This window comes from Sutcliffiella sp. NC1, assembly GCF_027594365.1.
Classification (GTDB): Bacteria; Bacillota; Bacilli; order Bacillales; family Bacillaceae_I; genus Sutcliffiella; species Sutcliffiella cohnii.
This window is the reverse complement of the sequence record NZ_CP115153.1, coordinates 1,560,047-1,584,291: the sequence shown is the minus strand read 5'-3', so window position 1 is coordinate 1,584,291 and position 24,245 is coordinate 1,560,047. Positions and strand designations below refer to the sequence as shown.

Sequence of the window (24,245 nt, the reverse complement as noted above, 5' to 3'; positions counted from 1 at the left end):
TTCTTGAGGTGCATGTCTTATATACTATATTACTTATAGTCGTTCTAATATTCTAAACTTTATAAAAAAACATCCAAAAGTAGTTTTTGGATGTAATAGCCTTTTATTATTCAAATTCAATTAAGTCTCGGAATTTTTCTATTACGTTTTCAGCCAAAATTCCTTCTTTATAAAAGTGGTTTGTATATACACTCAACAACATTTCGTTCTCTTCTTTCATTTGTATTTTTAGTAACACGTTATTAATAATTGATGAAAGCTCTTTGGCATTCCCATACATTGTATTCCAGGCGCGTACTTGCAATTCTATATTATCACTTAATGCTGCTTCTTCTAGGTCTTCCACAAGTACTGGTTCGGATAAGTGTGCATACGGATCTTCGTAAATATCTGTATAAATAAAAGCAATTGGATTATGTTCATCAAGATGATAGCTGAACTTTTCGTTGCCTACAGTAACAACATACTCTTTTCCAAAAAATTCAATCTCCCCATTTTCGAATTCGATATTAGGTGTTAGTAATTGAATAGCACATGAAACATCGGGTGTAATGAACCAATATCGATATTCGCTATTTAACTCGGATACATAACTTTCAAATGTTGTCTCCGCTAACTTTTCTTCATCTCGTAATTTCGTATAGAGGCTAGGTCGATAAAAATAATTAGCATCTAAACTTTCCATCGTAATTGTCCATTCACTTTCAGGACATTCGAACAATACACGAAACGCAAAACTATTGTCTCTTTTCTGTAGTTCGTCATATATAAACCATTGGCCAACTTCAATCGGATGATTCGTTTCTTCAGATATAACGTTTTTAAAATGTAAATGAATTAGTGATTTTGTTGAAAAACCACCATCTGTATTAATAATAAGCTGCAATGATTTGTCGTCACGAATGATTTGCTGAATTACCGCATCGTGCAAACTTTCTTGAAACACCTCTTGAACAGCTTGGGGTAAATACGTAATCGCCACTTTTGTTTGTTCGTAAGCCGCATCAAGGACTTGTTCGAACTCTTTATCAGCTTCTCGCATCCATTGAACGTAATCATCACGTACATGTTTTGGTAATGTTGGCTTGTTTAGTGTACCGTCCTTCACATACGGAATAAATCTGCTTGGCAAGGTCTGCAACAATTGCTCCTTTACTTCATCAAGCTCTTCTTTTAATCGAGTGAAAATGTCCTCGCCTTCTTCCTCCGCTTCCCGCAGCGCGATCTCCCAATGCTCATCTTCCTCTTGAATCGGCAACAAATTACACTTTAAAAACTTTTCCTTCGCTTCTTTTGATATATGCCACATACGTGAGTCCTCCAGTTTTTTGTAAACATTATTGATTCTTTCATAGTAAAAAAGAGACTACACTTCTATGTAATCTCTATTAATCTCAAAACCATTCATTTAGCTTTTTTCTCCATTTTTTATTTGATTGTGCTTCTAGTCTTTCCATATGCTCCTTATTTTTCACAAAAATACTGTAAGCAGAAATAATCGTTATTTTTCGAACTAATATAAAAACACCTATAGCAATAAAGGCAACAAATAATGGATAGTAAGGTACTAACACACCTAAAGCGATGTCTTGCCTCTCTAGTAAGAATCCGAGAAAACTAATTATTAGTAATGCGACACCAAGCCCGATTACAAAAGCATTCTTCCGCTTCACGTTTTCGTAACGCTCCATTAAGTTTTGGAGAGTTGTCGAGTCAAGCAACAGCATTTTTTTATCAAGCTTTTCATAGTCTGTGTTCGCTTTTACTATCACTGATACAATAGTAACTAATCCTAGTGTAGCAAGTAAAATAATAGGGATAACATAAATTTCTGGTTTGTCTTTAAAAACTAAATATGGAATTACAGACAATATAAGTAAACTAAAACCTAAAGATAAAGATTTACCTACTTTCGTATAGTAATCTAAATACCCTTCTACTTTCTCCTTGCTTACGTAATATCCATCATTTGAATGATCATTTTCTGACACGTTATCCTTTAACAAGAAATCTGTTGACACTTCAAAGATAGTAGAAATCATTATTATTTTTTCTGTTTCAGGATATCCTTGACCATTTTCCCACTTACTTATTGCTTGGCGTGATGTATTTAGCTTCTCTGCTAATGCCTCTTGTGAAAGTCCATTCTCTTTTCTTAACGCTAATAATTTTTCTCCAAATGACATATTTTTAACTCCCTCCTTAATCTTAACTAAATTGTACGAAAACATCACTGCTAACTCTATCATTCTATCGTTGCACTTTGTTAACAGTAAGTTGCGTTATTATATTTTCCAATTGCACAGGCGATTTGTTAGGGCTTTTTCAACTATTTCCCGAAAAATGAAATGACAAATTTTTCTTAAAATATATTTTACCATACAATACCACTTTAAAAGGTAATTTTCCCCATCAAAAAAAGCGAACAGCACATAGACTGTTCGCTTCATTCTTGACATTGTTATAACAACTGCATTGTCGTTATACACGTATTGTCACCTTCAAAAGTAGATATTTCGGATTTCGTTTCTTTTCCATCGTATTCAATTGTCACTTGAAATGTTTGGTCTCTCGGTAGCCATAAGTCGATAAATCCATTCTCCAAAGAGGTAATTGTTTCATCGACTACGACATTTCCGTTTTCATCTTCTATATATACATCAAACTCTTGTTCTACTAGTTCTCCTTGGCATCCTGTTAAGCTATGGATTGCACATGGGTGTGTTTTTTCCACATAAGGCGCAATCGAAACGAAAAACTCTTCCTTAGGAAGTTCATATGTTGTAACTTCTTCATCCTCTTCCGTTACGATTAGTTCATGTGATGTGATAGAAGCGGATACCTCTTCGAAACTACCAACACTATATTCATTCACTAATTGCTTAATGTCTACTGTTTTTGTTTCGTTATTGCTACATGCCCCTAAGATTAAAAGAAAGCATATTCCAATAATAGATAGTCCTATTTTTCTCAAGAAAGCTCAACTCCTATAATCTATTTGTACGTATTTTAACATATAAGTAATTAGCTTTTATGTTAAAATTGTTACAATCAATAGGAGTTTAGAGCATTACTTCTTCATTTACTTACGATTCCAAAATCGATGGTGACCTATAGCTGTGACAAACTCTTTTTCTATGTTCGTATAAGGGTCCGCAAAAACGACACCTTCCAAATTATTATGTTTATCATTTTGAATATAAAGTTTCCCGGTCGTTGCCACTCCAATTGGCTTAAAACTTTTGTACGCACCTTTCATATATTCGTCCACACGTTGATCAAAAACTGTTTGGTTTTTAGAGCGACCACCTACAACATATAGTGCATCTAATAACACGTGATGTGTTGTAAGAAATGTTTTATTCACTTTTAACTTCGCACCATCTGTCCCTGTTATAGTACCAAGCTTATCACTAATGACATCTATAAATATACCATTTTGCTTGAGCTCATCCATTACCTTCATAACTTCTCGCCCATTAAATCCTTCTCCAATTAGTACTCCTACTTTTAATGAAAAGGCAAATTTCGGGGTGTTCGCTTGGCTAACTGCAGGGGAGGTCACTGTTACAGGTACATGATTTCCGGCTGGAGGTTTTACTCCTACATTTTCCGCTATTGTAGTTGCCATTTCTTTATCTACATTCACAAACATATTTACAACTTGTTGACGAACAGATTCACTCTCCACTTTCCCTACTGAAAAACTAAAAGATTCAATAATATGCTGTTTCTCAATAGTCGACATACTATTCCAGAACATTCTTGCATGAGAAAAGCAATCTTTGAAACTATTGTCCTTTTGCTTACGACCTGCTACTTTTTCTGGATAATGAGCAAATCCTTCAGGGCTAGGACCTGGTGTATTGTTTGCAATCGAGTTTTTATAATAGTTTACTTGGTCTACATCTATTCGATGTCTCATATGACCATCTCGCTGATTATTATGAAAAGGACAGAGTGAACGATTGATTGGAAGTTCTGTATAATTAATACTTCCTAGTCGGTGCATTTGTGTCACTTTGTAAGTAAATGTTCTTCCTTGTAATATTGGATCATTCGAGAAATCAATGCCAGGAACAAGGTTTGTTATATCAAACGCTGATTGTTCTGTTTCAGCGAAAAAATTATCTACATTACGATTCAATGTTAACTTTCCGATTTTTTCGACAGGGATTAATTCTTCCGGCCATAATTTCGTTGGGTCGATAATATCAAATTCGTATTTAAATTCATCTTCTTCCGCAATCATCTGTACACCTAGTTCAAAAACTGGATATGCACCACGGTCAATCGCTTCTTTTAAATCTCGTCTATGATAATCAGGGTCAATTCCACCAATTATTTGTGCTTCTTCCATTAACAGCGAATGAACACCGAGTATTGGCTTCCAATGAAACTTTACAAATGTTGCTTTACCTTGATCATTGACAAATCGAAACGTATTAATCGGAAACCATTCCATCATACGCCAGCTTCTAGGGATAGTTCGATCCGACATTGCCCACATAACAAAATGCGCGGACTCTTGATTGTTCGCAACAAAATCCCAAAAATTATCGTGAGCAGCCGAAGCTGTCGGCATATCATCATGTGGATTCGGTTTCAGTGCGTGTTGCGAATCTACGAATTTAAATGGATCGTGTACAAAAAACACTGGGAACGGAAGTGATAGTAGATCATAATTCCCTTCCTCGGTATAGAATTTAGTGGCAAATCCTCGCACATCCCTCGCTGTATCCTTTGAACCTTTTCCGCCTTGAACAGTAGAAAATCGTACAAAAACAGGAGTGGTAGTAGTTGGGTCTTGTAGAAAGCCGGCCTTTGTAACCTTTCTCATCGATTTATACACTTGAAACTCTCCATGAGCACCAAAGCCTCTAGCATGTACGACCCTTTCCGGGATTCGTTCTTTATCAAAATGCATCTGTTTTTGGATAAAATGAAAATCTTCCATTAAAATTGGACCACGCGGCCCGGCTTTTAATGTAGCATCATTGTTAGCAACTTTTAACCCTTCATTTGTTGTTATCTTTTTACCGGTATTTTGAATACGGAACTTCTCTAGTTGTTTATCTTTACTGCTACCATCTATTTTCTTGTTGTTTCTTGATGACTGATCCATTTATTCACCTACCCTACTAAAAGTTAAACCAACTAATATATATGAAATTTCGTAGGAATAAGAACACCATCTAATCTAAACTCGAAAAGAACAGGACCAGTGTATCCACTGACCCTGTTCCTATTTAAAGCCCTTTTATCCACCTACCAGCCATTTCAATCCAATTTACAACCTCACTCTGAAGGTTTTTTGCACTAACCATCGTTTCTTCTGTTCCAAGTGATAAACCGTGAGCACCTCTAGGATAAATATGCATTTCTAATGATACGTCGTGCTTTGCAAGTGCGTTTGCAAACAACAAACTATTTTCTACTGGGACCGCGGTATCGGTAAACGTATGCCATAGAAAAGTAGGCGGTGTATGTGACGTTACTTGATTTTCTAATGACATTAGGTTAAGCAACGCTTTATCAGCTAACTTTTTCCCTAACAACGCTCGAAAACTACCTTTATGTGCATGTTCCCCTGATGTGATGACTGGATACGATAGTATTAGTCCATTCGGTTTTATTTGTTCCGGCTGTACGTCTAATATTTTGGGTAACGGGTCTCTATTCCAGAAAACTCCTAAACTCGCTGCAAGGTGTCCACCAGCAGAGAAACCCATTATAATGATTTTGTTTGCATCTACATTCCACTTATCTACATTCTTTCTAATTAACTTTACTGTTTTCGCTAACTGACATAATGCTGATGGAAATTCTGTTGGCTTTACACTATACCTTAAAACAGACGCATGAAACCCCATTGCGTTTAATTGAATCGCGATAGGTTCCGCTTCCCGATCGGAAGTGAACTCATACCCTCCCCCAGGGCAGACGACAACCATTGGCCTTTTTCGATTAGGATCGATTTCAGATGAATTATCCAATATGTAAGTATGTAACATGGCGACATCTTGTTTATGTTTCACTTCTATTTTCTCATGCAGCATATTCTTTTCCCCCTTCTCCCAACATAGATAAAGTGTACCACCCAAATGACATTTCTTCAGTACCATTAAAAACTTGTCTAAATGTTTGCACAAAAAAAGACGGAATAAACCGCCTTTCCATTAAACAGATTGTATCACCTCTTTAATTGACTCTGTCCCACCAATTACCTGAAACTCTTTCCCAATGGTGCTATCATTTTGTAATGTTGCAATAATTACCCTCGCTACATCTTCTCTAGCAACTTCTCCAATTTCCAAATCAAATCCCGCTTTTATCTTTCCTGTTCCTTTTTCATTTACTAATGCACCAGGATGGATGATCGTATAATCTAATTCCGTCTTTCTTAACCATTCATCCGCATAATATTTCGCTGCCACATATGGTGCGAAAGAAGGTGGGGCATCGAGAATAGCTTGTCGTCTCGTATCAAAGGAACTAATCATAATAAAACGTTTTATACCAGCTAATTTAGCAGCTTCTACTGTTTTTATCGCACCATCCAAGTCGACCATTATCGTTTTATCTTTTCCCGTATGTGGCCCTGAACCAGCTGTAAATACTATCGCATCGACGCCTTCCGCAGCTTTTGCAATTGAATCAATATCTCCCTCTAAATCTACTACTACCGTTTCGGCACCTAACTCTTCAAAAAAAGATGCTTGCTCCTTATTACGGATCATCGCCCTCGCATGTAAATGATCCTGTTCTTGTATAAAGGTTACTAACTGTTTTCCGATTTGGCCATTTGCTCCAACTACAAGTATTTTCATCGTAAACATCCTTTCTACAAATGTTTTAACTCTTTCCATTCATCTTAGAGGGATAAAATGACAAATGCAAACAGTCTGCTTATACGCTCATTTAACAATGAACAAGAAAAGACCCGCATTACGACGGGTCCGATTGCTCTTCTATTAGTTGTAAAATTTGTTCCTTTGTCGGAAGTGCTGAGATGGCGCCTTTTGCAGTGGCAGTTAAAGCACCACTAGCATTGGCAAACTGTAAAAATTGTTCATAGTTCTCGGCAAGTACATTCGTTAAATTTTCCGATGTCGTGCCAGATACGAGTAGTTGATATAAGAAACCACCTATAAAGGCATCGCCTGCACCAGTTGTATCTTGTACTCCGACCTTGTATCCTTTTGACTCCCACTTTTGCCCTTTCACGTAAAGGTCTGCTCCTTTTGCACCTTTCGTAAAAATAACAGCTTGGACATCACCGGTAAACAAGGAGTGAATCGCTTGTTCCGTATCAGTTAACCCTGTAATAAATTCTAATTCTTCATCCGAGATTTTAACAACGTGCGCATGCGGGATAAATTCCAAAATTGCTTCGCGGCAATCCGATGGGTTATCCCAAAGAGGAAGTCTCACATTTGGGTCAAAGCTAATAAGTCCACCACTATTTTTCATTAAGGAAATCGCCTTTTTATGCGCATGTTTCATTGGACTTTCTACTAAGTCTACAGAACAGAAATGTAGAATATCTCCTTTTTGGAACCAGTCTGCTTCCAGCTCATCTTCTTGAAAAAGTAAGTCTGCTGACGGTTTACGATAAAAAGAAAATTCTCTTTCACCATCTTCTGTTAACGAAACAAATGCTAGTGCTGTATTGGCTTCCGCTGTTCGGAGCACTTTATCTGTCTCTACCCCAACATCGTTTAACACTTCCAATAAAAAATCACCAAATGAATCTTGTCCCAGTTTTGTAATGATAGAAGCGTTATGACCATATTTCGCAACTGCGGCCGCAACATTCGCAGGTGCCCCACCAGGTGCGCGCTCGAAAGATACGACATCTTTAAGCGACACACCTTTTTGTTGTGGGATAAAATCGATTAACACTTCACCGATTGCGTATAATTTTGTCATACTCTCACCCTTATTTAAGAAATACCTTCAGAAAGTTCATATTTTGTAAAACTACATTCTAGCTTCCCATCGCTGTAAATTTTTATTCCGTTCGATTCACTCTTTGGAAAAACTCTAGTCGTGAATACAACTTCTCCGTCGTTAATGAAAATTTCAGCAATACTACGGTCTACTATTACTTGTACTTTCGTAATGTCTCCAATTTCAAGTTCCGCACTTCTAATTATACCGAACTCTTCTCCAAAAACAGCATCAAATTTTTCACGATTTAAGCTTACTACTTGCTTTTCTTTATTAAATTGTAGGACTAATCCTTCTGTATCTGATGCGAACAGTTCCACACCGAATGTAGAAGAGGTTTTATTTTGAAAATCTAGTTCCAGTTCGTACTGGCTAGATTCATGATCAATTTCTTTCACGCCTTCTACGGTCATTAGTTCTTTCACCTTTTGACCTTTTCTTAGAAGCTTCAATGAGTCCGCTGGCTTTTGAAGAACCTTCCCATTTACTAGATTAAGTTCTCTCGGTAATGACAAGCAATGTGCCCAATCTTCCTTATCTGTTGGATAGTCAATTTCCCCCATACCTGCCCACGCGTATAAAAAACGCTCGTTATTAGGACCAGTAAATGTTTGAGGAGCGTAGAAATCGAACCCTTTGTCTAACTCTTGATAAGTTTCTACATCGAATGTAAGAGTTTCAAGATTTAGCTTACCAATGACGTAAATTACGTTGTAAAGATTGTGGTAATCGTGTCCATCTGGCTTCAACCCTTGTGGAGATACGACAATCACATCTTTGCCATCCAACTCGAAATAATCGGGACACTCTAGCATGTAAACAGAGTCTGGGAGCTCTAAGTTTATGTTCAATTCACCTTTGAAACTCCAATCTATTCCGTTACTAGATTCATAGACTATGATAGCTCCAGTTAAATCGGTTCTTTGCGCACCGAGCATCATGTAATAAGTGTCACCTTTTTGAAAAACTTTCGGATCACGAACGTGACCAGTAAACCCGGATGGAACACCTTCTATCAACGGGTTGTTTTCGTATTTCGTAATGTTGCCATCCCTGTCCATAATCGCAAGGTTTTGATTCGCAGATCTCTCTTCCGCACTATATTTGATATTACCTGTATAGTACAAATAAAGCTTACCATCTATTTCGAGAGATGCTCCAGAATAGGCACCATGAGATTCATAGTCTTCAACTGGAACTATTGCTACAGGAAGTCTTTCCCAGTTTACTAGATCTTTTGACTTTGCATGTGCCCAATGCTTCATACCGTGCATAGCCCCGAACGGATACCATTGATAAAACACATGATATTCCCCGTTAAAATACGCAAGACCATTCGGATCATTAATTAATCCATACTGAGGATGAATATGAAAGTTAGGCTTCCATTTGGAATGTATAGACTTTAATCTTAGTTGCTCTAATTCTTCTTCTGTTGCTTCATAAATTGTTCTATATTTTGGTTCCGTATATCTTTCCATATTGACACCTCTCTCACACATCTATTAAACTTCGTAACTTGGTTTTTTAATTTTTGCGTATGCTACTGTAAAAATGAAGCCCATAACGATTGCTAAAATGTTTGCAATTAAATAATGAAGATGACCTCCACCTTGTGTCGCAACAATTGCAAAACCAGGAATTGCGGTTGCTCCAAACCCTAAAGCTGTAACATTTAGAAAATACACGTATGCTCCACCGAATGTAGCACCTAAACAACCTGCGATAAGTGGGAACTTATACTTTAAATTGATTCCGAATAATGCTGGCTCCGATATTCCAAATAGTAATGAACCGAAGGACGACACACCAATTTGACGTGCTTTATCGTCTTTCCAACGTAAAAACAAGTACCCAAGTACCGCTCCACCTTGTCCCATTAAAGCTACTGACATTAAAGGCATAATAAAGTTAAAACCTGTATCTGCTAACAGTTGGGCTTCCACAGCTCCAATGACGTGATGTAATCCTGTGATAACGACAATCTGTTGAACACCTGCAAATAAAATAAATCCGATAACCCCTAGATTTTCCGTTCCCCACATTAAACTGTACGTTAAGTAGTCTGCTAACGTACGTCCTAATGGACCGATAATAACGAATAATAATAACCCAGAAAGTGTTACAGTTAATAGTGGTGCTAAGAAAAGCTTAATCATATCAGGAACTTTTTTATTAAAAAACTGATCTAGTTTCGCTACGACAAGTCCCATCATTAGTGCTACGATAATACCACCTTGGAACCCTACTAATTCGATATTTAATCCTAATATATTAATCTGCTCTGCATTAGCATCCCCACTAGCAACAGCAAATGCATTTCCTAAATCCGGATGTAGCATAATCGCTCCAATTACTAAACCTAATACTGGATTTCCACCAAACCTTTTCGTAGCGGAATAAACAACTAGTAAAGGTAGAATCGTGAAAATACCAGTGGACATAATTTGAAAGAATCGATTAATCCCTGTAATAGACGGATACATTTCCACAACAGATCTTTCCCCAAAAACTCCTGGCTGACCTAATAATCCAGTAATCCCCATTAATAAGGCAGCTGCCAATAAGCCTGGAATGATTTGTACGAACACATCTGATAGCGCTTTTATACCACGTTGAAACGGGTTTTGTTTTTTAGTAGATTGTTCTTTTACATCACTTAAAGACATATCTGCTATTCCTGCTTCTACTTTAAATACTTCAAACACGTTATTTACAATACCAGCACCAAATATGATTTGTAGTTGGTCACCAGCGACGAACGCCCCTTTAACGTGCTCCACTTGTTCGATTGCTTTTAAATCCATTTTGTCATTGTCTTTTAAAACAATTCTTAAACGAGTAGCACAGTGAGCCGCCCCTTGTATATTTTCTTTTCCACCGATTAAATGCACAACATCTTTTGCTGCTTCGTTGTACTTAGATGTATTATTTTTACTCACGGTATATCCTCCTCTTGCATTCTACTAGTGAACCGGAACCGGTTCCATTTGTTTGCAAAAAAATATATTGTTTGAACCGGCTCTATAGCTTCGATACAGGAACCGGTTCCACGGATTAATTGTATTACGATTTTATTTGTATTGCAATCATTATTTTGAAAACGCTATACTTTTTTGACACTGTTCCCTTCTAGCAGTGTAAAGTCTGCTTTTTGGACACTCGGGACTTGTTCTTCATTAATGATGCTTATCATTGTTGTTGCCGCAAGATGGCCTGTTTCTTTATGCTTAAATTTAATGGTCGTTAAACGAGGCTCCGTAAATGTGGAATAAACATACCCACCAAAACCAGTTAAAGAAATATCTTCAGGTACATTTTTTCCTGTCTCTCTAATTGCTTTCATTGCACCTAACGCGATGTTGTCTGTTGCGCAAATTAGTGCCGTAAATTGTTGCTCCTTCATTATTTGCTTCGTCATTTTGGCTGCTTTGTCTATATCAAACTCGGTTTCATAAACGGTCGCAACATTTTTTCCTTCATGGAGCAGTCCATCTAAAACACCTTGTTTCCGTACTTTTCCTACGGCAACATCACGCTCATAAACTCCTAAATACACTACCTTCTCATGACCATGACCTGCCACGTACTTTCCGATTTCGTACCCTGCATTGTAATCATCAAAGACGATACAATGTACTGCGGGAGTTTCCTGACCGACGATTAAAACCGGTGTGTTCATAGACTGAATGACATTTATATGTTCATCCGTCATTTCTGTTCCAAAAAGGATGATGCCATCAACTTTTTGTCTTTCTAAATTCAGCAAACTTTCTATTTCTAATTCAATACTTTTACTCGTATTAATGATTAATGATGTAAATTGATTTTCTCTAAGTTTCTCATCTATTGCCATTAGGACTCTAGATGTTACATAGGAATCAAGAGCAGGTGCAATAACACCAATAAAGTTTGTTCTCTTTGACTTTAAACTTCTTGCAAAGGAATTAGGCTCATAGTTTGTTTCCTCAATGACTTTTTTTATTTTATCTTTTGTTTCCGGGCTAACTTGTCCACCGTTTAAATAACGTGATACCGTACTTTTCGCTACACCTGCTATTTTCGCGATATCATTAATTGTGACTTTCATTTTTGTACCCCCACACTACAAACCTTTACGTTCATAAACATTTTATTACTATAAATATACCTACTAAAGATCGTATGAACAAGTTGGAATATGAAACAGAAAAGATTTGTATAAAAGAAGAACTCTCAACAGAATATTTAGATTTTACGAAAAATTATATTTTGTTTCGCCTTTCGAAATGTTAAAATAGATTTATATTTTTTATTACATAGACAAGCGGACGGTAATCTGTCCCAACAAGGAGGAATACATAATGACAAAACGACCAATTACTGCAGACGATTTATGCCAGTTTAAGTTTGTAGGAGATCCTCAAGTATCCCCTAACAAAGACAAAGTAGCATACGTACTAACACATGTAGATCAAGAAAAAGATGGCTACTATTCTTATATTTACGTAACAGATCTTAATGGAGAAGGCAGAAAGTTTACATCTCATTATTCGAAAGATCATTTAGTGAAGGACGTTGCTCCTAAATGGTCTCCAGACGGTAGTTCCATTGCGTTCCGTTCCAACCGCACAGGAAAAAATCAAGTTTGGCTTCTACATACAGACGGTGGGGAAGCAGTTCAACTAACAGACGTAGTGCAAGGTGTTGGTGAATTCACATGGTCACCTGACGGTAAGCAGTTAGCTGTTACGGTTCATGGTGAGTTAAAATTGTCTACTGAAAAAGACGAAGAGAAGAAGGATAAAAGTGATGTAAAGGTGATCACAAGACTTCGTTACAAAGGTGACGGAGTTGGAATTTATAACGAAGATCGCAAGCATGTTTATTTATTTGATGTAGAAACAAAAGTTTTCACAAAAGTAACAGCTGGAGATCATGATTTTGGTCAAGCGCGTTTTTCTCCAGATGGAAAAAGCTTATTTTATGTTGGGACAAAAGCAGAAGATAAAGAGTGGGGTTACTTGCCGGCGATTTGGAAATATGATATTGCTTCAAAAGAAGAATCACTTTTCTATCAAGGAAATGGGTACGTTATGGCTCCTTCTTTTTCTCCAGATGGTAAATGGTTAGCAGTTGCGGGTCATACACGCGGAGAAAGAAGTCAAGGGAATGCGAATGTTCTTTTACTATCTGTTGAAACGGGTGAATTAAAAAATGTAACGGAGCATTTTGATTACACAGTAGGTAACCTTGTAGGCGTAGATGCGAAATATGATACGGCTGAAGGGCGTTTGATTTGGGATGAAACAAGTTCTAATATTTACTTCATCGCAACTGTCGGTGGCGACTGTCAATTGTTTAAAGTAAGTTTGGATGGGAAAGTTTCAGCTGCATTAACTCCTGGGGTAGCGTCGGTTACATCTTTTGATATCGTTAGTGACGATCAAGCTGTTGTTGTACTTGCAACTCCACATTCAACTGGAGATGTCGTAGTTCAAGATTTGAATAACGTGAAAAATTTTGTACAAGTAACAGATTGGAATAGCGAGCTTTACAATGAGGTTCATTTAAGCACTCCAGAAAACTTTCAATACAAAAGCACAGACGGCTGGGATATTGAAGGTTGGGTGATGAAGCCTTACGGATATGATGAAGGTAAAAAATATCCGATGATCCTTCAAATTCATGGTGGACCAGCAACTGCTTATGGGAATGGTTTACATCACGAAATGCAGCTAATGGCGGCGAAAGGCTATGTGGTTCTTTATACAAACCCACGTGGCAGCCACGGCTATGGACACGACTTCGTAAATGCTGTTATCGGGGATTACGGTGGTATGGACTATACAGATATTATGGCTGGTGTTGATTACGCGCTAGCAAACTTTGATTATATTGATCAAGAAGAACTGTTCGTGACGGGTGGAAGTTACGGTGGCTATATGACAAACGTTATCGTTACTCGTACAGACCGCTTTAAAGCAGCTGTTACACAACGCAGTATTTGTAACTGGCATAGCTTCTACGGAACTAGTGATATCGGCTTCTTCTTCACAGAATGGCAGCACGGTCACGCCGACCTTTGGGACGATTATGAAAAACTTATTAAACTATCACCTTTACATTATGCTCGTAACGTTAAAACACCAACGCTTATCCTACACAGTGAACAAGACTTACGCTGTCCAATGGAACAAGCAGAGCAATGGTATGTGGCGCTTAAACGTCTAGGCGTAGACACAAAGCTTGTCCGCTTCCCAGACGAGAACCATGATTTATCCCGCTCCGGTAAACCGAAACACCGATTAGAACGCCTTGAACATTTAATTGGTTGGTTTGAGGATAGAAGAAAATAAAAATTGACTGATTGGGTGTACATTTTCGATGGAAATACGGCTTTTCTACTTCTTCGTTGGAAGTAGGAGAGCCGTTTTATTTTGTTGTTCAACTAAATGCACGAGTTTTTTATCACCGGACAGCGTTTTATTTATCACCCACGGGCCTTTTTTTATCAACAACTTCGATTTTTTTATCAGCGCGGCCACTTTATTTATCAACGACTCCGGTTTATTTATCAACGCTCACCATTTATTTATCACTGACTCCAATTTATTTATCAACGCTCACCATTTATTTATCACTGACTCCAATTTATTTATCAACGCTCACCATTTATTTATCACTGACTCCAATTTATTTATCAACACTCACCATTTATTTATCACTGACTCCAATTTATTTATCAACACTCACCATTTATTTATCACTGACTCCAATTTATTTATCAACGCTCACCATTTATTTATCACTGACTCCAATTTATTTATCAACGCTCACCATTTATTTATCACTGACTCCAATTTATTTATCACCGACCTCGATTTATTTATCACCGCGCACAATTAATTTTGATACTGATTAAGTTGGCTTGGCTTCCGTACAACATCACGTTTGTTCTGAACAACATATTGAAGATTCTGTTCCACTTATCACAGTTTCTGTTCAACATGTTTGGATTTCTGTTCGATATCACAAGTTTTGTTCAACTCACCGCGGTTTCTGTTCCACTTCGCAAAGTTTCTGTTCAACATTTTTGAATTTCTGTTCAACAAACTAATATTTCTAAACCACACGTAGCAAATGCGTATTCTCAACCACATCCCACTCACGGATTATATTTTCTAATTTTAATCGTCCAATTAGATCCGGTTCCTATATTGTATGCCTTCGCGAAAGACCCTTGATTAATAGCAATGGCCATATTATCTAAGGAATTGACATATACGAGCGGTTGACCAATTCTTGTATCTGCAAACGAACGACCGTATGCCATTTGATTCAAATATACTTTTCGCTTCCCGTGTTTTATTTCCACTTCTACCATTTCTCCATATGAAATTCCTTGCGTTTCGAAAAGTTCACGACTGATGTTGCTCCAAAGGTTTCCGAATTGAATGTCTAAAATATCAATAATTCCAGTAATCTCACCGTCCTTCACTACGGCGTCATTGCAGCATAGTGTAACAATAGAGTCGACAGGCTGTAATGGGCCCACCTCTTCAAAAGATATTTTTCCAGACGCTAGCCTTGCAGCGGTGTAAGCATACACATCTCTTCCATGGAACGTATGGGATGCACCAGATTTAGGGAGTCGGTTCACGTTTTCATCTATTTCTCGCACTTCTTGAATCCCTACGTTGCGTTCAACATGAGATAAAGTGCCATTGTCTGGTGTAACGATATATTGACCTGCCATTGTTTTTGCTACCACACTTTTTCTGTCAGACCCAACACCAGGGTCGACGACAGATACGAATACTGTTTCTTCTGGCCAATAACTCACTGTTTGAAACAAGCGGTACGACGCTTCCCATATATTGAAGGGAGGAATGTCATGAGTTAAATTAAAAATAGAAAGAGTTGCATCTACTGAAAAAGCAACCCCATACATCGCGTTCACTGCCCCATCACTTAAACCAAAATCTGTTTGTAAAACTAACGCTCGACTCATCATACTTCTCCTTTCAATTTATAATTGCTTTTGAACATTTTATTCGCATAATATTAAAGGCATTCCTACGAGTTTTAATATCCTTTCCACACAAAAAAACACGTCCCTTCCATATTGGAAAAGGACGTGTTTTTTAAAAATAATATTACCATCTAGCCGTTAACATTTTTCTTCTCGTATAAAACTCTACTCCATCGGATCCATTTGCATGTAAATCACCGTAGAAGGAGTTTTTCCAACCTGAGAATGGGAAAAATGCCATTGGAGCTGGCACTCCGATATTTACTCCAAGCATACCTACCTCAATATTTTCTCTAAAGTAGCGGACACTACTTCCGTTTTGAGTGAATAAACAAGCCCCGTTTCCGAAATCAGACTTGTTCGTTAGTTCGATAGCCTCTTCTAAACTATCAACTCTTACAATGGATAAGACAGGTGCAAAAATTTCTTCCTTCCAAATTGTCATATCTGTTGTAACGTGATCAAAAATAGTTGGACCAATAAAGTATCCATCTTGATGATACGCTTCATCTTTACTTCCATCGCGGACTAACTGTGCACCTTCCTGAACACCTAAACGGATATAGTTTTCTGTGCGTTGTTTATGCTCGGGACGAATAACTGGTCCTAAAAACACATCATCGTTTTGACCGTCTCCAATTTTAATAGAGTCTGCACTATCCTTTAACTTTTGCAATAATGGTTCTACAACGTCACCAACCGCAACGACGACAGAACATGCCATACATCTTTCACCTGCTGAACCGTATGCTGCACCGATAATTTCCTTTACAGCTGCGTCTAAATCAGCATCTGGCATGACGATAGAGTGGTTTTTCGCTCCCGCTAATGCTTGCACTCTTTTTCCATGTGCACTTGCTTCCTTATAAACATACTCTGCTACCGGTTGGGAACCTACAAAGGAAATCGCAGGCACGTCTTTATGTTCTAATAAACTATTCACTACATCATGAGCACCATGAACAACATTAAGTACGCCATCTGGTAAACCTGCTTCTTTAAACAATTCTGCTAATCTATTAGCTAGTAACGGTGTACGCTCACTCGGCTTTAATACAAATGTATTTCCGACAGCAATTGCTAGTGGGAACATCCAACATGGTACCATCATTGGGAAGTTAAATGGTGTAATACCTCCGACTACTCCAACTGGATATCGGTACATTCCAGACTCCATATTTGTTGCGATGTCAGGCAACTGTTTCCCCATCATAAGACTCGGTGCACCAGCTGCAAACTCTACACATTCAATTCCTCTTTGTACTTCACCGTATGCATCCTTATATGTTTTCCCGTTTTCTAATGTAATCAGTTTTGCTAGCTCATCCCAATTATCAATAAGCAATTGTTGATACTTAAATAGTACTCTTGCTCGCTTTGGAACCGGTGTTTTACTCCACGTTTTGAACGCTTCTTTTGCAGAGGAAACTGCTTGATAAACATCTTCTTTTGTAGAAATAGGTACTTGTGCTAATTCTTCTCCTGTTGCCGGATTAGGAACAGTTAGATATTGTGTTGCATTACTTTCTTTCCATTCTCCATTAATAAAATTGTTTAATTTACCAACTGTAGTTGTCGTCATATAATCTCTCTCCTCTTTTGTTTATTGATTTTCTTGAAATACTTTCTTTAAAACATCTACAATAAATTGTAAATCTTCATCTGTACTAGAAAGTGGTGGACTGAGTGTTAAAATATTGTTAAAGCCTGCTACCGTATCCCCGTTTTTACCTACAATTAACCCTAGGTCTTTACACTCTTTTATTATTTTTCCTATTCTTTCGGCACTAGCTGGTTCTTTCGTATCTTTGTTTTCTACTAATTCAATTCCCATTAAAAATCCTTTATGACGAATGTCCCCTACATACGGATGATTTTCTAACTCTTTTAACTCTTCGTATAGTCGATCCCCTAGCAACGCTGATCTTGCCACTAAATTCTCTTGTTCGATAATTTCGATATTTTTTATTGCTAGTGCACAAGCAGCCGGGTTCCCTCCAAATGTATTAATATGTCTGAAGTGACTATTTTCATTACTAGACTTAAATGCTTCATAAATTTCCTTTCTTACTGCGGTAACAGATAAAGGAAGATATGCACTAGTAAGACCTTTTGCCATCGTAATAATATCTGGTTTTATGTCGTAATGCATGAAGCCAAACATTTTTCCAGTTCTACCAAATCCACAAATTACTTCATCAATGATGAGAAGCACTTCATGTTTTTTACAAATTTCAGCTACTTTTTGTACGTAAGATTTATGTGGAATTAAAATACCTCCACCAGTAATTAGCGGCTCCATAATGACACCAGCAATCGTTTCTTTTTGTTCCCAAATGATTTTTTGCTCTAATTCTTCTGCACAGCGGATATTGTATTCCTCCACAGACTGCCCTTTTGGTCTTCTATAATTATCAGGTGGCGCTACATGAAGAAACCCTGACGATAATGGTTCGTATTTATATTTTCTCAACGCTTGACCAGTAGCTGATAGCGCACCCATGGAACTACCATGATACGCTCGGTAGCGAGAAATAAACTTATACTTCGATGGTGACCCCTTTTGCTCATGGTATTGGCGAATTAGTTTGAACGCTACTTCATTCGCGTCTGACCCACTATTACTATAAAAGAAAACGTATTCATTATTTAAGTACTCATTTAATTTTTCACCTAACTGGATTGCTGGCACATGACTTTGTGTCATCGGAAAATATGCCAACTTTTTTAACTGCTCATAAGCAGCGTTTGCTAATTCTTCTCTTCCATACCCTACATTTACGCACCATAACCCTGACATACCGTCTAAAAATTTGTTCCCGTTATGGTCTGTAATCCACGATCCTTTTCCCTCATCAGCAATTAAAGGTGTATGGTTTTGCGAATAAGGAGTAATATGGTGCCAAATATTTTCCTTGTCTTTTTCTACAAGTAATTGTTTATTTTCTTTTACATCGTTACTCATAATGATTTCCTCTCCAATCACATAATTTTACGTATTGTAAAGTTTGCTCCTACATACTACCTATTTTTACACCCTCCTATTAACACACTAATACTTTTCATTGACACATAGTGATGTCTATTTAATAATTAATTTACAGACTATTTTAACTTTTTTCATTTTACACTTTGTAAAATGATTTCCATTTTCCTTTTACAAACAGGAGGGATGCATGTTGAAAAAAGATTATATACTTACCGTTCGAGATGTGTTAAACAGAGATACATTTCGTTTTGCGAAGCTACTTGCTGGTGAAGGAGGTTTAGATAAACAAATAAAATGGGCCCATATACTTGAATCGAAAGACTTTGAATCCTTATTAAATGGTAGCGAATTAATCCTCACTACTGGTGTTGGACTTCAACTAGATTCCCCAAACAAAAAAACGTATGAACAACTCATAAAAAAGAATGTAAGTTGTCTTTGTATTGAAAAAGGCGCATATTTTCATAGCCTTTCCCCAGAGATAAAAAAGCTAGCAGATAAACATAACTTCCCAATTATCGTTTTTGAAAAGGTCGTTAAATTTGTTGATATTACATTAGATTTACATACATTAATCATTAATCAACACTACCAAATGTTAAGCCAATTAAATGAGATTGCAAAAGAGTTCACTGACTTATCTTTAACTCATAATGGTACGTTGAAAATATTGCAAAAGTTATCAAACTACTTACAAAAAAAGGTGATGTTTATTACAAAGGAGGAACAATCCTTCCATTATCCACCTGAGTCTAAATCATTCGAAGTGATGGTACGTTCCAACTATCATAAATTACATCAGATGAAAAAATCCGAGATATTAACAATTGAAAAAGAGGAAATATTAATTTATCCTTCTATCGGGTTAGGGCAAGTATGGGGCCATATATGCGTGGAAGTAAATTGTGATGATGATAATGAATTTATCGTTTCCGTTTTAGATCGTTGCGCATCTGCCATCGCACAAATTTTATTACGAAATCGAACAATCGAGGAAAGAAAACTAAATCAAGAAGATGAAGTCGTCCAAAGTTGCATCCAAGGTAAAAATTATCCAATTGAAGAATTAATGACGCTTCTCTCTTTACCAAATCAGTTTAAACATGAGTATCAATTCCGGACAATCGTTATTCAAACAGACTTCGAAACGACGATTTCCTCGGACAATGAATGGGAGGAACTGAAATTACAATTATCCCTTTCGATCCGGACCCTTTATTCTCAACACAATTTTTTACCAATAATTTCGGTAAGAAAAAATCAAATTGTTATTATTTGTTTTTCTCAAATAAAAGAGTCTGTAACTGACAACAAAAACAAACTATTACAAGTAACAAAAAAAATCTTTTCTAGCATCTCCAATAAATTACATAACGCACAATTTGGGATTAGTAGTTTAATTACCGATGTTTCTAAACTAAAAGACTCGTATTCTGATGCAAAGAAAAGTATAAAGCTCCAGGAGACTAACATCATCACCTCACCTTTTTATGAAGACATCGGTATTCATCATCTTTTCTTTCAGCTAGAAAATAGGAAAGAATTAGATGCATTTGTTGAACAATACATTGGACCATTAATTCAATACGATAAAGAAAATGGGAGTGAGTTACTTCTTACTCTTTCGACGTATTTAGATTGTCTCGGTTCTAAGAAAGAAGCCGCAGAACAATTATTTATTGTACGCCAAACTCTTTATCATAGATTAGATAAAATTCACCAATTACTAGGTAAGGATCTTTTACAACCAACGAATCGATCTGCTATTGAGGTCGCAATAAAAGCTTACTACTTTCAATTAAGTAAGTCTTCATAATGTACAAAGTGTAAAATTGTTTCCCCTCCTATTTGACAGTTTGGTAGGTGAGTAAAAAGGTATTTTTCAATTATATTTATTATTAAACATTTCTGTATATTAAGAAAATAAATAAAAAGAGGGGATTTCATTGATCAATTCAAAACGTCTAGAAGATAGAATCACGAAACTCGCCAACATTGGGAAAGTTGGTGAAACGGGAGTTTCTCGCCTTGCTCATTCAATAGAAGACAAAAGAGCAATGGACCTTGTAGCCTCTTGGATGGTCGAGGCGGGGATGAAAACAGAAATAGATTGTTACGGAAATGTTATCGGTGTGTATGAAGGTACTTCCCCTTCTCTACCACGATTAGTTTTAGGATCTCACATTGATTCACAACCACGGGGTGGTAGGTTTGATGGAACGATTGGTGTCATCGGTGCGATCGAAGTAGTTCAAATACTGAATGAATCTAACTTAACTTTTGAAAGATCCATCGAAGTAGTAGCGTTTTCAGATGAAGAAGGAGCTAGATTTAACAAAGGTTTATTCGGTGTAAGAGGATTAACAGGTAATCTAACTGTAGAAGATCTTTTACGAAAAGATAGTGACGGCATCTCTAGAAAACAAGCATTAGAAAACATTGGAATTACAACAAATGAAGCATTCCCAGTTCGTTATACGAGTGATAATGTGTTTGCTTTTCTTGAAATGCATATTGAACAAGGACCTTTATTAGAAAGCAAGGAGTTGCCAGTTGGAATCGTTCAAGGAATTTCTGGACCCTTTGGTTAACGGTAGAATTTAGAGGTCACTCTGGGCATGCAGGAAGTGTACCGATGAATTTAAGAAAAGATGCATTAGTTGGAGCTGCAAGAGTTATCTATTTATTTGATGAATTATTAAAACAGGATCAAACTATTCCTACTGTAGGTACGGTCGGCTACATAGAGAATTTCCCGAACTCTCGAAATAGTATTTCTGATCGTGTTACGTTTACAGTTGATTTACGGGATATATTACCAGAACGTCGGGATTTATTTGAACAAAAGCTTTACGAAATAATTGCTGAAACGGTAGAAGAATATCAGCTTGATTATTCCATTTCAGTAGATACAAATAGTGAGCCTAAATATTGTGCTGATTGGATAAAAGATATTTTAAAAGATGAGCTGCAACAAATGGATCAGGTACCTTATGAATTGATGAGCGGCCCATTCCACGATGCATTAATGATGGCAGAGATAAGTCCTTTCGGGATGATTTTTGTACGATGTAAGGACGGTTTAAGTCACCATCCAAATGAATACGCTTCCATAGACGATATTACAACAGGGACCAACCTTCTCTATAAAGCAGTTCTTAAAATACTGTAAAATCCAAGTTTCAACAAAGGAGGAAATGTGTATGAAAGCTACGTTTAAAATGCCTAAAACAGGAAAAGGCTGGGCTTGTTTTGCTTTAATTTTATTTACAATCGCCCTAGGTGGATGGCCCGTTGTTCCTTTCCTAAATACTGAAACGCTTGTCCTTGGAATGCCCATTATAATGGCATGGTCTATTTTTATTATCTTTTTCACCACGTTAATGATGGTGTTTATCGATAAAATTGGAGGTGCAGATTGATGGAAATGTTTATCCCTCTAGCAATTACATTATCATACATGGTGATAGCCGTTATATTAGGGTATTCTTCCGGTAAAGGCCGTAATATGAACAGCGTCGAGGAATGGGGTGTTGGGAGCCGAAGCCTAGGACCAATTATTATGTACTTACTAATTGGAGCTGGTGGAGTAAGTGCTTATACGTTCATGGGTTCTCCAGGTTGGGCCTATTCAAAAGGTATACCCGCTCTTTACGTTGTCGTGTATTTAACGTATATGGGAATAATCGCTTGGTATTTTGGCCCAAAAGTTTGGGAGTTGGGTAAAAAGTTCAAACATGTAACACAATCAGCAGCTATTTCCGATCGATATGAAAGTAAATCTCTCGGTGCATTAGCTTCGTTTGTTACTTCTATCGGAATTCTTGCTTATGCCGTCATTCAAACTATTGGTTCTGCCTATATTTTAAATGTTATGAGTTACGGAAAAATCCCTACATGGGTTGGTGTTTTCCTTTCTTTAGGAGTCATTTCTATTTATTTGTACCGAAGCGGATTACGAGCTATTAGTATTACAAATGCTTTCCAAGGTGGACTAATGTTATTTGTTTCCTTTTTTATCGGCCTTTGGGCTACAAATCAATTTACAGGGGGTTATTCTTTCCGTCCTATCTTTGAACGAGTGAAGGAAGATATTCCACAATTTTTAACGCTACCAGGTGGGTTAGGTGATATGAGTGTCACTTTCTGGACTACTTCTATTTTAGTTTCTGTATTTTCGATTTGGCAAACTCACTGGATTCAATGGATGGGAGCAAAATCTAGAAGCTCCATTCGAAGAGCAGCTACTTTACTTCCGACTTATTATATTGTATTAATACCAATGATTGTAGTTGGTTTTATCGGTATTTTTACTTATCCGAATATCGCAAATCCGGATCAAGTTGCCATTACGTATGCATTAGAAAATATGCCTATTATCGTGGCAGGTTTACTTGGAGCAGGAACGTTAGCTGCCTCTATGTCATCTAGTGAGCCATGTGTTCACGCAACAGCATTAAGTTATAGTAAGGACATTTTACAACCAGCATTTAAGTGGAGTGATGACAAGGCTGGAATATGGACGAGAAGACTTATATTCCCTATCATGTTTTTTATCATTGCGCCAATTTCTATAATGCAACCAGCTAGTTTAGTCTACATTTTGTTAATCGGTTACGGTTTTATTGCCCAAGCATTTCCGTCTATCGTTGGTATGTTCTTCTGGCCAAGAGCGACTAAACATGGTGCTTTCTGGGGGATATTTGCTGGATTCGTCATTACAGTATTATTCTCCTTCGTTATCGCTCACCCACTAGGGGTTCATGCAGGTATTTGGGGACTATTAGCTAACTTCACTATTTTCATCGTTGTATCGTTAATGACTCAACCAGTAACAAGAAACACAGTCGAAAAATTCTTCCCAGACATGGTGGATGAACTATACGACAATAACATACCAACCGACCCTTCTATTCAAACGAAGCTAAATTAAATCACTAGTAACAATTACTATATTAAGAGGCTAAGACATAACAGAAATTATCATAAAAAAACGAACTATCGCAGTATTAGCGGAGGAAATATACGGAGACTCCAGCGGGAGGAAAGGCATAGGTGAGACCCCGCAGTGCTTTAGCACGAGGAGGCTCACCAGTACGAAAAGTGAAGGTGGCTCGCTCTGGCCCGACAAGCATAAGACAGACGCTGCAGTTGGGCGTTCTTTGCCCAACGGAAGTGACTGGCTTATGTCTCGAGGGCCAAGCCGCCGTAACTAGACACGCCCGCGGAAAGCGAAGTATATTTCCGGAGCGGGTTTTTCCACTCTACTATTTTGTTCGTTTTTACTTT

Annotated in this window: 20 protein-coding genes; 7 read left to right on the top strand and 13 right to left on the bottom strand. The window is 37.3% G+C overall.

Annotated features, from left to right (window positions below):
* Window positions 1–106: 106 nt before the first annotated feature.
* The 10 genes from O1A01_RS08210 to O1A01_RS08165 all read right to left on the bottom strand — a co-directional run bounded on the left by O1A01_RS08210 (window position 107) and on the right by O1A01_RS08165 (window position 12,043).
* Window positions 107–1,309 (bottom strand): DUF4085 family protein, encoded by a 1,203-nt coding sequence (locus O1A01_RS08210; protein ID WP_270066001.1) that lies wholly within the window; start codon window positions 1,307–1,309, stop codon window positions 107–109.
* Window positions 1,310–1,394: 85 nt separating this feature from the next.
* Complete coding sequence (locus tag O1A01_RS08205; protein WP_270066000.1) at window positions 1,395–2,186, bottom strand: helix-turn-helix domain-containing protein; 792 nt, start codon at window positions 2,184–2,186, stop codon at window positions 1,395–1,397.
* Between the two features lie 275 nt (window positions 2,187–2,461).
* A complete protein-coding gene (locus O1A01_RS08200; RefSeq protein WP_066418765.1) occupies window positions 2,462–2,974 on the bottom strand; it encodes a CueP family metal-binding protein in 513 nt (170 codons plus the stop codon).
* A 108-nt stretch (window positions 2,975–3,082) separates the two neighbouring features.
* Complete coding sequence (locus O1A01_RS08195; protein WP_270065999.1) at window positions 3,083–5,125, bottom strand: catalase; 2,043 nt, start codon at window positions 5,123–5,125, stop codon at window positions 3,083–3,085.
* A 124-nt stretch (window positions 5,126–5,249) separates the two neighbouring features.
* Complete coding sequence (locus O1A01_RS08190) at window positions 5,250–6,059, bottom strand: alpha/beta hydrolase (RefSeq protein ID WP_066418760.1); 810 nt, start codon at window positions 6,057–6,059, stop codon at window positions 5,250–5,252.
* A 120-nt stretch (window positions 6,060–6,179) separates the two neighbouring features.
* Window positions 6,180–6,830, bottom strand: a complete 651-nt coding sequence (locus O1A01_RS08185; RefSeq protein ID WP_066418758.1) for an SDR family oxidoreductase — start codon at window positions 6,828–6,830, stop codon at window positions 6,180–6,182.
* A 118-nt stretch (window positions 6,831–6,948) separates the two neighbouring features.
* Window positions 6,949–7,932: a carbohydrate kinase family protein gene (locus O1A01_RS08180; RefSeq protein ID WP_066418756.1), complete on the bottom strand. Its 984-nt coding sequence runs from the start codon at window positions 7,930–7,932 to the stop codon at window positions 6,949–6,951.
* Window positions 7,933–7,946: 14 nt separating this feature from the next.
* On the bottom strand, window positions 7,947–9,434 hold the full coding sequence (locus tag O1A01_RS08175; protein ID WP_270065998.1) for a glycoside hydrolase family 32 protein: 1,488 nt from the start codon (window positions 9,432–9,434) through the stop codon (window positions 7,947–7,949).
* 24 nt (window positions 9,435–9,458) lie between these two features.
* Complete coding sequence (locus O1A01_RS08170; protein WP_066418750.1) at window positions 9,459–10,895, bottom strand: PTS transporter subunit EIIC; 1,437 nt, start codon at window positions 10,893–10,895, stop codon at window positions 9,459–9,461.
* 164 nt (window positions 10,896–11,059) lie between these two features.
* On the bottom strand, window positions 11,060–12,043 hold the full coding sequence (locus O1A01_RS08165; protein WP_066418736.1) for a LacI family DNA-binding transcriptional regulator: 984 nt from the start codon (window positions 12,041–12,043) through the stop codon (window positions 11,060–11,062).
* A 253-nt stretch (window positions 12,044–12,296) separates the two neighbouring features.
* On the opposite strand from O1A01_RS08165, the gene O1A01_RS08160 reads away from it, so the two are divergent.
* Window positions 12,297–14,291 carry a S9 family peptidase gene (locus tag O1A01_RS08160; RefSeq protein ID WP_066418735.1) on the top strand — a complete coding sequence of 665 codons (1,995 nt, stop codon included), beginning with the start codon at window positions 12,297–12,299 and terminating at the stop codon, window positions 14,289–14,291.
* Window positions 14,292–14,302: 11 nt separating this feature from the next.
* Entirely contained in the window at window positions 14,303–14,857 is a 555-nt protein-coding gene (locus tag O1A01_RS08155; protein ID WP_270065997.1) for a hypothetical protein, read from the top strand.
* Between the two features lie 243 nt (window positions 14,858–15,100).
* Here the strand turns inward: O1A01_RS08155 and O1A01_RS08150 are convergent, their stop codons facing one another.
* The 3 genes from O1A01_RS08150 to O1A01_RS08140 all read right to left on the bottom strand — a co-directional run bounded on the left by O1A01_RS08150 (window position 15,101) and on the right by O1A01_RS08140 (window position 18,932).
* Complete coding sequence (locus tag O1A01_RS08150; RefSeq protein ID WP_066418733.1) at window positions 15,101–15,949, bottom strand: SAM hydrolase/SAM-dependent halogenase family protein; 849 nt, start codon at window positions 15,947–15,949, stop codon at window positions 15,101–15,103.
* 142 nt (window positions 15,950–16,091) lie between these two features.
* Window positions 16,092–17,549, bottom strand: a complete 1,458-nt coding sequence (locus O1A01_RS08145) for a CoA-acylating methylmalonate-semialdehyde dehydrogenase (RefSeq protein ID WP_270065996.1) — start codon at window positions 17,547–17,549, stop codon at window positions 16,092–16,094.
* A gap of 21 nt (window positions 17,550–17,570) precedes the next feature.
* Window positions 17,571–18,932, bottom strand: coding sequence for an aspartate aminotransferase family protein (locus tag O1A01_RS08140; RefSeq protein ID WP_066418729.1), 1,362 nt, complete (start codon window positions 18,930–18,932; stop codon window positions 17,571–17,573).
* 211 nt (window positions 18,933–19,143) lie between these two features.
* Here O1A01_RS08140 and O1A01_RS08135 point away from each other — a divergent pair, with 211 nt between their 5' ends.
* The 5 genes from O1A01_RS08135 (at window position 19,144) to O1A01_RS08120 (ending at window position 23,889) form a co-directional block, all read left to right on the top strand.
* Window positions 19,144–20,772, top strand: coding sequence for a PucR family transcriptional regulator (locus O1A01_RS08135; protein WP_270065995.1), 1,629 nt, complete (start codon window positions 19,144–19,146; stop codon window positions 20,770–20,772).
* 130 nt (window positions 20,773–20,902) lie between these two features.
* The gene (locus tag O1A01_RS25430; protein WP_443081802.1) at window positions 20,903–21,547 is read left to right on the top strand and encodes a hydantoinase/carbamoylase family amidase; all 645 of its coding nucleotides are present in this window, start codon (window positions 20,903–20,905) and stop codon (window positions 21,545–21,547) included.
* A 44-nt stretch (window positions 21,548–21,591) separates the two neighbouring features.
* Entirely contained in the window at window positions 21,592–22,128 is a 537-nt protein-coding gene (locus tag O1A01_RS25425) for a M20/M25/M40 family metallo-hydrolase (protein WP_443081801.1), read from the top strand.
* 31 nt (window positions 22,129–22,159) lie between these two features.
* The gene (locus tag O1A01_RS08125) at window positions 22,160–22,378 is read left to right on the top strand and encodes a hypothetical protein (RefSeq protein WP_066418720.1); all 219 of its coding nucleotides are present in this window, start codon (window positions 22,160–22,162) and stop codon (window positions 22,376–22,378) included.
* The gene (locus O1A01_RS08120; protein ID WP_270066387.1) at window positions 22,378–23,889 is read left to right on the top strand and encodes a sodium:solute symporter family protein; all 1,512 of its coding nucleotides are present in this window, start codon (window positions 22,378–22,380) and stop codon (window positions 23,887–23,889) included. Before O1A01_RS08125 ends, O1A01_RS08120 begins: the two co-directional genes overlap by 1 nt.
* Window positions 23,890–24,245: the final 356 nt, after the last annotated feature.